General features: G+C 58.4%; 11 protein-coding genes. 5 read left to right on the forward strand and 6 right to left on the reverse strand.

Going from position 1 to position 11448, the window contains the following annotated elements:
* Positions 1 to 664: 664 nt before the first annotated feature.
* The 3 genes from VK725_RS13410 to VK725_RS13420 are packed head-to-tail and all read right to left on the reverse strand — an operon-like array spanning position 665 to position 1759.
* On the reverse strand, positions 665 to 886 hold the full coding sequence (locus VK725_RS13410; protein WP_325318560.1) for an RNA-binding S4 domain-containing protein: 222 nt from the start codon (positions 884 to 886) through the stop codon (positions 665 to 667).
* Position 887: 1 nt separating this feature from the next.
* Positions 888 to 1325, reverse strand: coding sequence for a barstar family protein (locus VK725_RS13415; RefSeq protein WP_325318561.1), 438 nt, complete (start codon positions 1323 to 1325; stop codon positions 888 to 890).
* Entirely contained in the window at positions 1322 to 1759 is a 438-nt protein-coding gene (locus tag VK725_RS13420; protein WP_325318562.1) for a ribonuclease domain-containing protein, read from the reverse strand. The genes VK725_RS13415 and VK725_RS13420 overlap by 4 nt, the downstream gene beginning before the upstream one ends.
* A gap of 147 nt (positions 1760 to 1906) precedes the next feature.
* Between VK725_RS13420 and VK725_RS13425 the strand changes: the two genes are divergently transcribed.
* The 3 genes from VK725_RS13425 to VK725_RS13435 all read left to right on the forward strand — a co-directional run bounded on the left by VK725_RS13425 (position 1907) and on the right by VK725_RS13435 (position 6421).
* Positions 1907 to 2896 (forward strand): hypothetical protein, encoded by a 990-nt coding sequence (locus VK725_RS13425; protein ID WP_325318563.1) that lies wholly within the window; start codon positions 1907 to 1909, stop codon positions 2894 to 2896.
* A gap of 133 nt (positions 2897 to 3029) precedes the next feature.
* Complete coding sequence (locus tag VK725_RS13430; protein ID WP_325318564.1) at positions 3030 to 4712, forward strand: serine hydrolase; 1683 nt, start codon at positions 3030 to 3032, stop codon at positions 4710 to 4712.
* A 68-nt stretch (positions 4713 to 4780) separates the two neighbouring features.
* Positions 4781 to 6421 (forward strand): alpha/beta hydrolase, encoded by a 1641-nt coding sequence (locus tag VK725_RS13435; protein WP_414648505.1) that lies wholly within the window; start codon positions 4781 to 4783, stop codon positions 6419 to 6421.
* Here the strand turns inward: VK725_RS13435 and VK725_RS13440 are convergent.
* Entirely contained in the window at positions 6418 to 6909 is a 492-nt protein-coding gene (locus VK725_RS13440; RefSeq protein ID WP_325318566.1) for a hypothetical protein, read from the reverse strand. The genes VK725_RS13435 and VK725_RS13440 overlap by 4 nt on opposite strands.
* Between VK725_RS13440 and VK725_RS13445 the strand changes: the two genes are divergently transcribed.
* Positions 6908 to 7108, forward strand: a complete 201-nt coding sequence (locus tag VK725_RS13445) for a hypothetical protein (RefSeq protein ID WP_325318567.1) — start codon at positions 6908 to 6910, stop codon at positions 7106 to 7108. The genes VK725_RS13440 and VK725_RS13445 overlap by 2 nt on opposite strands.
* A gap of 299 nt (positions 7109 to 7407) precedes the next feature.
* On the opposite strand, the gene VK725_RS13450 is transcribed toward VK725_RS13445, so the two are convergent.
* A complete protein-coding gene (locus VK725_RS13450; RefSeq protein ID WP_325318568.1) occupies positions 7408 to 7833 on the reverse strand; it encodes a VOC family protein in 426 nt (141 codons plus the stop codon).
* A 48-nt stretch (positions 7834 to 7881) separates the two neighbouring features.
* Positions 7882 to 10323, reverse strand: coding sequence for a DUF3772 domain-containing protein (locus tag VK725_RS13455; RefSeq protein ID WP_325318569.1), 2442 nt, complete (start codon positions 10321 to 10323; stop codon positions 7882 to 7884).
* 195 nt (positions 10324 to 10518) lie between these two features.
* Here VK725_RS13455 and VK725_RS13460 point away from each other — a divergent pair.
* Positions 10519 to 11448, forward strand: a 930-nt coding sequence (locus VK725_RS13460) for an ABC transporter ATP-binding protein (RefSeq protein ID WP_325318570.1), incomplete at its 3' end; no start/stop codon positions are given.

An 11448-nucleotide genomic window follows, 5' to 3' on the forward strand; every position in this document is an offset into this window, starting at 1 on the left:
CTGCCAATACGGCGGTTTCGTTGCCGTGAGCGGAGGTTTTTGGGGTGTCGTAGGTGGGGTCGGGGAGGGTGGCGGTGCTTGCGGTGGCTGAGCAGGCGGTGAGGGCGGCTAAGGTGAACAGGGTGGCTAGACTGCGGGTGCGCATGGGGGACTCCATGAATGTCCGGATGTCTTGTATTCGCTTACATGAGGCAATCGGTTACTCCAACCGTGAGTGCGTTTATCTCGTCATTCCGGCGAAGGCCGGAGGCGCTTTGCAACAGCGAAGCTGGTCATCCAGTGACTGTATCGCCTCGTTGATGTCGTATCGCCAGCTTGCTCGCCTACGCGGCGGGCGTTTCGTCCGTCTGCCGACGGCCGAGTTACTTTTCTTTGCTTGTCCAAAGAAGAAGTAACCAAAAGAAAAGACACCCCGGAGAGCGCGCCCTGTGCGGGTGCGCGAACGGATTATGGGGTTTTTCGACAGCAACTCCTGTGCTGGCGAAAAACTGACTGGCATCCCTGCCAGCCACCTTGCGGGCTATCCTTCACCCGTTCGCCGCGCTCTACGGGGCCCTGGGTCAAGAGCAAGAGCAGCGCGCGCGCGTGCGCTTTTAAGAGCGACAAGCACACAGCAAAAGCGATCAGCAAAAGCAGCTGGGTGCAGTGAGTGCCCGCGGTTTTCTCATTCGGCAGCGATGACGTGAATTTCCACATCATCCAGCTGCACGACTTGCCCTGCGTGAATCTTGCAGGTTTTGCGCAGTTCCTGCTGCCCATCGACGTAAACATCGCCGCCGGCGACGATCATTTTTCCTGCGCCGCCGCTGTCGCACAGGCCGACCAGTTTCAAAAGCTGGTTGAGTTCCACGTAGTCGCGGTCGAGTTCGAATTGGATGTGTTGCATGTCAGCGATGCGTGGGGAGTGAGATGGGATGTTCGGGCAGGCTCAGGAAGGCGAAGAAAGGGCGGTTCTGGCCGATCGCGAAGTTGGCGGCTTCGTGCAGGATGCCCAGCAAGGTGTCGAAGTCTTTCGCTGCGGCCTGACGCAAATCATTGGCGTGATCGAGCAATAACGCGTGACCGGCGCCATGTAACCAACCCAGATCGCGCAGACTGTCGACCAGTGCGTCCCAGTTTTGGCCAAAACCCGATGGCAGTTTCAGTGCCATGGCTAGGCGCTTGAGCAGTTCGCTTTTGTCGTGGCAGCCTTCGAGATCGGCGCGGCAAACATACAGCTTTCCTTGCTTGGCGGCCGTGGCGAGTGCTTCGAAGTCCGCCGCATCGACAAAGTAAACGCCGCCGTCATCGGCATGGGTCAGATCGAGTGCGCCCTCTGCACTCATCGGTTCACCTGAAAAGGCTGGAAGCTGCGGTAGTGATCGCCGGTGTAATAAAAAACAGTCGGCGGATTGCCGCCAGTGATGATCCGGCGTGTACCGCGATTGCGCGCATCCGGCGTGTCGACGGTGTATTCGTGATAGTAGCCACGGGGTTGTTGCGGCAGCAGTCCCTCGTAATTGCCGAATACGACGCCGTCCTGGCTGTAGGGAAATGGGCCGCCTTGCAGGATGAGCGTCAGTGTCTGACATGACTCAGGCGGCATGAACTGCGGAAGGTTGGTCGCTGCGGACGGGCAGTTGAGGTTGCTGGCGGGCGCAAGCGTCACGTGGCCTTCCGAAGTCATGCTCGGCGGCACGGTTGGATGGCGATTCCAGAAAACCAGCAGCGCGACAAACAGCGCAAGAAGCACGAGCGAGATCAGACGTGAGACGGACATCGCGGGCTCCCTCCAGGCGACAGCGAGCAGTGTAATGCGTTCCGTGCGTCGTGGTTACAGAAAGCGTGCGTTGAATGACTTTAAGGACATGTAGACGGACATTGCCGGGGATACAACAAGCTTCCCGTTCCCCACAGGAAAAACGACATGATCGGTAAACCTTTCTGGTTGGCGGTAATGGCCGGCTTGTACGGCATAAGCGGTTCCGTGTTTGCCGCGGACGAAGCGGCAAATACGCCCGAAGTGTTTGCGCCGGGTGTGATTTCCGGACCTGCCAATGAGGCGTGCCCTGCGTTCACGCCGGATGGCAATACCGTGTATTTCGACGTCGGCACGATGATTCTTGTATCGCATCGATCGCATGGCGTTTGGTCAAAACCGGAAATTGCCCCGTTCTCCGGGCAATGGGGCGATCATGATCCAACCATATCGCCCGATGGCTCCTACATCGTGTTTGTTTCCAATCGTCCTATCACGCCTGGCGCCGATGCGCTTGGCGCGACTGTGCACGGTAAGTTTTATCCGCAGAGCGGCGGCCATTTGTGGCGTGTGGATCGCAAGGGCGATAGCTGGGGTCAACCTGTGCATTTGCCAGCCGCGGTCAATGCGAGCGATCGCACCTATGCTCCCAGCATAGCGGCAGATGGAAGCCTGTATTTCATCCATCCTGACGATGCCGGCGTGTTTCATATCTACAGTTCATCGTTTGTCAGCGATGCGTATCGACCGGCCGTAAAAGTCGCCGTAGGCGATGCCGCGGCATCGACGCACGATCCGGCGATCGCACCAGATCAATCATTCATGGTGTTCAACTCCGCGGATGCGAAAACCCCGGGCATGGGCGATTTCTACATTTCATTCCGCGAGAACGGTCAGTGGGGCAAGCCGATTGATCTTGGTGAAGCCATCAACGGCACAGGTAAATGGAGTCAATGGGGCGCGCATCTGAGCCCCGATCATCGAACGCTCTACTACACGAGCGATCGGACGAGCCGTCCGACGTTCCCGTTGACACCCGAGCAGGCAAAGGCAGCGTTGGTGCAGATGGAGAGCTGGGATAACGGCGCTAATAACATCTGGTTCGTTTCGCTGGTGCCGTGGTTGGACGGACATAGCGGCGGGAAGAAAGGCACCTAGTGCGGATATGACATGTTCCGGCGCTGCTCAACCTTTTGGTTGTTGCAGCGCAAGATGACGTTTATGACTTTCGGGCTGGAAATCTGGCACGTCAAGCCAGCTAGACTGCGGCTTTGTCATCGATGGAGCGGGCATGTCCCTGTCACCGAAGTTCTTGCGCCTGACCGGGTGCTGCGCCTTTTTTGTCTTCGCGTCGGCCTTCGCTGCCGTGCAACCGTCGGTGGCCCCGGAGGCGTCGGCGGTCGTGCGGCACAACCCGCAGACCGACCCTCCGCCGATGCTGCAGGACTTCGACAGCTACGTCGATAGCGCACGAAGCACCTTCAATGTGCCTGGCATCGCGGTGGCGATCGTCAAGGATGGCAAGGTGGTCTTCGAACAAGGCTACGGTTTGCGTGAAGTCGGCAAGCCCGAAAAGGTCGACGCACATACCCTGTTCGCCATTGCATCCAACACCAAGGCATTCACCGCTGCTGCGCTGCAGATGCTTGCGGAGCAGGGCAAGGTGGATATGGATGCTCGCGTCACCGATTATCTGCCGTGGTTTCAGATGTCCGATCCGTACGTCACGCACGAGATGCGTGTGCGCGATTTGCTTGCGCATCGCAGTGGCCTTAGTCTGGGTGCTGGCGATCTGCTTTATTGGCTGCCGACCAGCTATACGACGAAGGATGTGGTCGAACGTCTTGCCAAGGTGCCGCTGACCAACGGATTTCGCAGTCACTACGCCTACGACAACATCCTGTTTGCCGTCGCGACGCTGATTATCGAAAAGGCATCCGGGCAGTCGTATGCCGATTACATCCACGACCATATCTTCAAGCCCGTTGGTATGGATGAATCGCTGATCGACATGACGTATCTGAAACCGGGCATGGACTACGCGACGGGACATGCCCTCTCTGACTTCAAGGATCTGAAGCCGGTGCCACCGATGGCGTGGTTGAATGATCCCGGCGCGGGCGGCATCTATGCCAGCGTGCACGATCTGGCCAAGTGGATGAACGTACAACTTGCTGGCGGTGAACTGCCTGGCGTGGGTTTGGATGGCAAACCGCGTTATCTGTTTTCGCAAGACAGCCAGAACCAGATGTGGTCGATGCTGACACCGATTCCGGTGAGCAAGCCACCGATTCCGGAACTGGAACCGTTGATGCCGATCTTCTCCGGTTATGGCGAAGGCTGGTTCCTCAGCGATTATCACGGCCAGAAACTGGTGTGGCACACCGGCGGCTGGCCGGGCATGGTTTCGCGCGTGACGCTGGTGCCGGGGCTCAAGCTTGGCGTGGTGGTGCTGACCAATCAGGAATCGGGCGCTGCGTTCAACGCTGTGACGTATCGCGTGTTGGATGCGTATCTCAATTCGGGTACGAAGACCGACTGGGTCGCTATTTACGACAAGGCCGTCAAACATGCGCACGGCGACGCAGATGAAAGCTGGAGCAAGCACGAAGCTGCGCGCGATCCCAATAGCAAGCTGTCACTGCCGCTAAGCGGTTACGTGGGCACCTACCGCGATCCTTGGTATGGCGATGTCATCGTGAGTAACGACAACGGCAAACTACGTATGCGTTTTGGCAAGACCAAACAGCTGGTCGGTACGATGACACCCTGGCAAAACGATACCTTTATCGTGCGCTGGGACGACCGTGCCTTGAATGCCGATGCGTTCGTTACGTTCAATCTGGATATGGACGGCCATGTGCGCGAAGTGCGTATGCAGCCGGTTTCGCCGCTGACCGATTTCAGTTTCGACTTCCAGGATTTGCGACTGGTACCGCTGAAAGAAGCCGAGGCATCGGCGAAGGCGGATTGAGTTTGGAGGCGGCACGTTCTGCTCTGCGTGTGTAGAGCAGCAGCATCGATGATTCTGGGGAGATGGACATGCGATATCGTCAAGTTGGTTTGACTACGTTGTTGGGCGTTAGCCTTCTGGCTTGCGCGTACACCTGGGCACGTCAAGACGTGCAGAGCGTCCCTACGCACCGCTTTTTCCACGTGCAGCTGGGCGCGAACGAAACACAGCCGATGTCAGGCCGGTTGCTGCTGTTTGCTGAAGACGCAAAGACAGCCAAGTCGCAGTCCAAAGACGGTGCCGTCAAAGAAGTGGATATCGATGATCTCGATCCGGCGCAGGTAACCATCGCCGGGCAGGATGTTTATCGGATAGCGCCCGGGCAGGTCATCGACATCGATGCCGACAAGCTGGCGTTTCCGAAATCGTGGTCCTCGTTGCCTGCCGGCGATTACGTGGTACAGGCCGTGCTGGATGTGCATCGCAACTACAATTATCTGGGGCGCGGTGCGGGCGATGTCGTCAGCGATGTCACGACGATGCATTTGCCGACCAACGATATTCCGACGCTCACGCTCAACACGACAGTACCGGTTGAAGATCCCTGGAAAGTTCCCGACTCTGCGCCCCCCGGCGCCCGTGAATCGGTGGCTGCGGTGCAGAAGAATTCGCAGCCAGTGGATTTCGTGAGTCCATCGCTGTCGGCGTTCTGGGGCCGGCCGATTCACATGCGTGCACGCGTCGTGTTGCCGCCAGGTTACGACGCATCGTCCAACAAGCATTATCCGACCGTCTACTACACACACGGGTTCGGCGGCACTCTCGATCGCATGGTGCGTGTCTATGCCTACGTGAACGATGCTATGGCCAAAGGCCAGATGCCGCCGATGATCTGGGTGTTCCTCGACGAATCCAGTGCTACCGGTACGCACGAATTCGCCGATTCCGTGAATAACGGCCCATGGGGACAGGCACTGACTACCGAACTGATTCCCTACCTGGAGTCGCACTATCGGATGGATGCCGATGTGAATGGCCGGTTCCTCAATGGTCATTCTTCGGGCGGTTGGGCAACGCTCTGGATGCAGACGCGTTATCCGAAGATTTTCGGGGGCACCTGGTCGACATCGCCGGATCCGAGTGACTTCCACGATTTCACCGGCCCGAACCTGTATGCGCCGGGCGCAAACGTTTATCGCAAACCCGATGGCACGCCGTGGCCGCTTGTGCGCGACAAGGGCAAGGTACTGGTTACGTTCCAGCAATATGCGCAGATGGAGCGTGTGCTGGGTCCTTACGGCGGCCAGATGGCGTCTTTCGATTGGGTGTTCTCGCCACGTGGCGAGGACGGACGTCCGGAGCAGATGTTCAATCGCGATACCGGCGATGTCGATCCTGTCGTGGTGACGTATTGGCGCGATCACTATGACATCGCCTATCGCCTTGAGAACAATTGGCCGACGTTGAAACCGGATCTGGACGGCAAGATTCATCTTTACGTCGGCACCGCGGACACGTTCTACCTCGATGGTGCAGCGCATCGACTGAAAGCCGTGCTCGATGGTCTGCATGCGCATAGCGACATACGGTTCATCCCTGGGAGAACCCATTTTGACCTCTACAAGGTCGACGACGACCGCTTGGCGATGCTCAAACAGATCAGCTGGGACATGTACGCCGTGGCACGCCCTGATTCGAAGCTGAAACCGAGCATGAATCAAACCCACTAATGTCGTAAGAATTTGCCTGCTGACATGTCAGCAGGCACCTTTTCAGGCATAGTTGTCGACGCAGGCGCTGTCGGAACAGGGCGCTTGGGAAGTGTCGTTCTCATGCAAGCGACACGGCGGAAAGACGTCCGTTGGGGGCGGGCGCTTGCCGCATCGGGGCTATTCAAGCTGGAGGGAATCTCAATGAAAACGTTCGGGTTGATCGCAGTAATGGCGGCTGCCGTGATGATCGCGGCTCCTGGGGTACATGCGCAGGCCGCGGCGTCCAGCGGCAGCATGACGATCCAATGCAACGATGGCACGTCGCAGACGGTGTCCACCACGAAAGGCGCTTGCCGCGGGCACAAGGGTATCAACAAGTCCGCAAGTGGCTCGTCGAGCTCCACTTCGAGCTCGTCAAGCTCAAAGTCGAGCAGTGCCAGCAGCAATACTGCCGCCGCCGCTCCCGCGGCAGCCAGTAAAACCAGTGCCTCAAGCAGCAACGCCATGAAGTCTGCACCGTCCACCACGCCGGCAGCTGGCGGTGGTCCGGACAAGGTCTGGGTGAACACCGGGTCCAAGACCAAGGCTTATCACTGCCAGGGCGACAAGTACTACGGCACAACCAAGCAAGGTCAGTACATGACCAAGGCTCAGGCCGAGTCGCAGGGTTATCACGCTTCCAAGAGCAGCAAGGCCTGCGGCTAATTCAATGCGTGTTGCCGAGCCCTCTCCTGTTGCGGGAGAGGGCTTTTTGTTTCTTGGGGCCTGTTCGAAATCTCATTGAGAGATCAACTTCTTTTTCGCCGTCATTGACCGGCTTTGCTGTTTTAAGACGCCTCAGTGAAAGCTGGAGGCGCTTTTCAACAGCGCATGCTTTTTGTAGGGCTATAAAGTCACTGGATTCCAGCCTTCGCTGGAATGACGATCCAGGAAACGGATGACGGCTCAGGAAAAGGTCGTTTTGGGCTGCTTACAGACGCCCCATAGAGATTTTGAACAGGCTCTTAGGGCGTGTGCCAGGGGTCGTAGCTTCCAAACCACCACATGTGGCCTTCCGGATCGCGACAACCGTAACCGGCACCGCCGTATTCTTTCTCCGCATACGGGTCGATGATGTCGGCGCCGGCTGCTTTGGCGCGCTCGTAGTGCGCTTTGCAGTCTTTCACCGTGACGCTCACGACTTGCGTTTCGCGTCCCTGTATTTCATCAGGATGCGCGAGGCGTCTGCCAAAGTCATCGTCCTTCATGTCGCTCAACATCACCATGCCGCTGCCGTAAGTCAGCTGCGCATGCATCACACGGCCCTCATCGTCCTCGTAAACAGCCTGCTTTTCGAATCCGAAGGCCTTGCATAACCAATCGATGGCAGCGTGCGCGTCGCGGTAGCGCATCGACGGAATGATGGTGCTGCCTTGGAATGCGTTGTTCATGACGAGACATCCTGTGGGCGAGTAACGAGGGTCGAAAGTCTTTGTGCGTTATCCCGGCGCGGCGGGGCTGTCTTCGCCCAGCGGACCGAGGTTGCGAATCACCATGCTCTGCGGCGTCGACAGAGGCAGTTGTGCCTTCGCAAGCCGCGAGAGAATGTCGAACAGAATGTCGCTCTTTACGGTGGACGCATCGCGCGGGCTGCGCACGTAGGCCACGCCGGTGAACGTCATCGCGCTGCTGGTGATGTCGTCCAGGCTGACTGACGGCACCGGTGTGGCGAGTGTTGCATGGTTGTCTTGCAGCGCCTCCAGCATGATTTCGCGCATCTTGGCGGCGTCCGTATCCAGTGGCATCGGCAAACTGAGTTTCACGCGACCGAGCGAATTGCCATGTGTCACATTGCGCAGGTTCTGTGTGATGAATTGCGAGTTCGGCACGATCATCGTGGAGCGATCGCTAAGCTGGATCTCCGTTGCACGCACATTGATGCGACGGATATCGCCTTCCACGCCTGGCATGCTCACCCAATCGCCCACTTTCACGGGCTGCTCGGCGAGCAGGATCAAGCCGGAGATGAAGTTCGACACGATAGCCTGCAAGCCAAAACCAATACCCACGGACAGGGCGCTGGCAATCCATGTGATGCTCTGCAAGCTCACATCCGCCGTCTTAAGCGCGAGCGCAAAGACAATGACGACGGCCACATAACCAAGCAACGTGACGATCGAATTCTGCATGCCGACATCGAGCGATGTCTTGGGCAGCAGCTGTTCGGTGAGCCAGCGCTTGACGATGCGCACGATGAGCAGACCCGCGATGAAAACCACGACAGCCTTGAAAACGGCGCCGGGATTGATCGTGAGCTTGCCAAAACTCAAATTGGTGAACGCTTGACCGATATGCGAAAACAGGTCGTTGGGGCTTCCGCCAAAAGGCATCAACACCGTGCCGACGGCGATGATCAGAAGAAGCACGCGGCAGATGGCCGATAGAACGGTCGCTGTTTGGTCCAGCGTCGCGGGAGCAACCCCGAACGTAGATTGAAGCCTCTGGCCACTGCGCCCCTTCGGCGACAACAGCGTCTCGAATAGATCGTGCTGGAAATGCGTGAGGATGTAGAGCGACGCCACGATCATGCCGACCCACAGCAGCTGCCAGGAGATGAAGAAGCCAAACGCGATGTAGCCGATCAAGACCGAAAGCCACGCGAGGACTACCGCAACCACCGCAACGCCGGCGAGGACACCCACCCAAAGCGCATGCCGCTTGGGTGCTTTTTCGTCGTCCTGGCGCAATGTACGTCGGACGCGTTGAACGCGGAACAAGGCAAGACCAACGAGGCCGCTAATCAACAGCGCGAGGAATGCGCGTGTCGCGATGGCAGCGGGAAGGCTGGCACCGGCGATGTCATTCAGGTGCTCGATCACGCCGAGCAGGAAAAACGCTGTGCCAAGCACCCACGGGAACCAGCGCAGATCGCGCACGGTTTCCTCGGCCAGGGCAGGAAGTCGCCAGGACGGGTGATGGTAAGAAAGCAAAGCACGCCCGAGTCCAGCCACAAACGCAGCGAAAAAGACTGTGCGGACGTTTTGCAGCGCGAACGTCACCAGGTCGTCATCCAGTGTGTCGTTCCAGTTGACGCCTTCATAGGCCAGCCATGCCGCAACGCCAAACGAAAGCGTGACGGTCAACGTGAGAATCACGGCGAGCGCGCTACGCCGCAGATGACCATCGGGCATATAGCGGCTGGCAATCGCCAGCACCGCGCGCTCCACCAGCCAACGGCCAGGAACGATAAGCAACAGCGCACCGATCAGGCACAGGACGAAAGGCAGGCGATTTGGCGGTTGCCACGCGGCGCTGACGCCATCGACAAACAAGCCTTCGACGCGCGTGATGTGTACGCTGTCTTCGGAGAAGGACTGCTTCAGATTCGACCAGAACGCGATGCTAAGCGGCGTACCATTGCGTGTGCTCAACTGTGTCTGAAACTGTTCGTTTCGCGTCTCGGCAATCTGCGTCGTCAGCTTTGCAGCATCCTGGGTGAGCAGCTGCGCCTGTTTCATTTCGCCATCGAGCTTGCTTTTGTCGCGTTCCAGCTGGCGCCGTTGCTGGCTGACTGCCGGTGTTTCGGATGGAGCACCGGCGGCGGGAGCAGGGCCTAGCACGGTCAATCGCGCCTGCACCCCATCCATCTGCGGCGTAAGCGTATCGACCCACTGATTCGCCTGCTGCTGCACCAGGCCTGCCTCCGTGCGCAGATCATTGAGCGGCAGCGTCGTGTTCTTGTTCGTCAGCGAGGTCTTGATGCCATCGAGCTGCTTGCTGAGGCCGACCAGTGCCTGGGCAGGATCCTGTGTCGTACTTGCACTGGCGGGTGCAGATGAGGACGAGGCCGGGTTCTGAGCGTGCAGCAAGGATGACGCGCCAAAGGCGAGCACGCCGACGGCGAGCGGAAGGGCAGAAAGCTTACGAAGAATGGTATGCATGCCGGGCATGATCCGAATGCGGCGCCGGATGGTCAATTGTTCTCGCGCCGGTGGCCTTTTTACAGGCGGTTAGCGTTCAGGCACGCCCCGATCGCGCATTGTGCGAAGAAAATGTGACGGGTCGTACGAGCAACGCCCTGTAATATCGGTGGGCCATCCCCACATGGTGGTGGCATGCACAGGGACAGCACACCCATGATCTTCCGCTGGTTTGAATCGCTGATCGACGCCTTCAAGGAACCGGTCGACAGCATGCCGCCAAAATCGGTGTGGCACTTCTACGCTTTTTATCTGCGCCAGGTTTGGCCGGTATTCCTCGCCGCCATTGTGGTGGGTTTTGGCGTAGCGCTGGTCGAAGTGTCGCTGTTTGGCTTCATCGGCAGCATCGTCGATATGGCCAAAGGTGTGCCGGACGGAAAGGCCTTCTTCCAGACGCACGGCCGCGAATTGCTGTGGATGGGTTTTGTGGCGCTGGTGCTGCGCCCCATCTTCATCGGGTTGCACGATCTGCTAGTTAATCAGGCTGTCGTGCCGAACCTCACCAATCGCATTCGCTGGCAGAACCATCGCTATGTGATTCGGCAGAGTCTTGGCTTCTTTCAGAACGATTACGCCGGGCGCATCGCCAATCGCATCATGCAGACCGGTGCGTCGTTGCGCGAGTCGGCGGTGCAGATCGTCGATGCGATCTGGTACGTCGCCATCTATACCGGCAGCGCCATCGTGATGTTCGCGAAAGCGGATGTATGGCTGGCCGCGCCGCTCGTTGTCTGGCTCTTTGCTTACGTCGGCACGCTTTACATTTTCATTCCGCGCACGCGTGAACGTTCGTGGCATGCGTCCGAAGCGCGCTCGAAGTTGATGGGCCGTATCGTCGATGGCTATAGCAATATTCTGACGCTCAAGCTGTTTGCGCACACCCAGCGCGAAGAAGCGTATGTCGCGCAGGCGATGGAAGAGCAAACGCAGAAGCTGCGCGGCATGACGCGCCTAACCACGGCGATGGATAGCACCATTACCACCCTCAACGGCTTCCTTATCGTGGGGACGTCTGCGCTTGCCTTGTGGCTGTGGAGTCAGGGCAAAGTGACAGTGGGTGCCATTGCGCTGTCTACAGGTCTCGTC

This window comes from Dyella sp. (genome assembly GCF_035486915.1).
GTDB lineage: Bacteria > Pseudomonadota > Gammaproteobacteria > Xanthomonadales > Rhodanobacteraceae > Dyella_B.

What these genes read in the sequence shown, in the direction of transcription:
- VK725_RS13410 (WP_325318560.1), bottom strand. Translation starts at nt 886, where the DNA reads ATGCAACACATCCAATTCGAACTCGACCGCGACTACGTGGAACTCAAC.
- VK725_RS13415 (WP_325318561.1), bottom strand. Translation starts at nt 1,325, where the DNA reads ATGAGTGCAGAGGGCGCACTCGATCTGACCCATGCCGATGACGGCGGC.
- VK725_RS13420 (WP_325318562.1), bottom strand. Translation starts at nt 1,759, where the DNA reads ATGTCCGTCTCACGTCTGATCTCGCTCGTGCTTCTTGCGCTGTTTGTC.
- VK725_RS13425 (WP_325318563.1), top strand. Translation starts at nt 1,907, where the DNA reads ATGATCGGTAAACCTTTCTGGTTGGCGGTAATGGCCGGCTTGTACGGC.
- VK725_RS13430 (WP_325318564.1), top strand. Translation starts at nt 3,030, where the DNA reads ATGTCCCTGTCACCGAAGTTCTTGCGCCTGACCGGGTGCTGCGCCTTT.
- VK725_RS13435 (WP_414648505.1), top strand. Translation starts at nt 4,781, where the DNA reads ATGCGATATCGTCAAGTTGGTTTGACTACGTTGTTGGGCGTTAGCCTT.
- VK725_RS13445 (WP_325318567.1), top strand. Translation starts at nt 6,908, where the DNA reads ATGAAGTCTGCACCGTCCACCACGCCGGCAGCTGGCGGTGGTCCGGAC.
- VK725_RS13440 (WP_325318566.1), bottom strand. Translation starts at nt 6,909, where the DNA reads ATGGCGTTGCTGCTTGAGGCACTGGTTTTACTGGCTGCCGCGGGAGCG.
- VK725_RS13450 (WP_325318568.1), bottom strand. Translation starts at nt 7,833, where the DNA reads ATGAACAACGCATTCCAAGGCAGCACCATCATTCCGTCGATGCGCTAC.
- VK725_RS13455 (WP_325318569.1), bottom strand. Translation starts at nt 10,323, where the DNA reads ATGCATACCATTCTTCGTAAGCTTTCTGCCCTTCCGCTCGCCGTCGGC.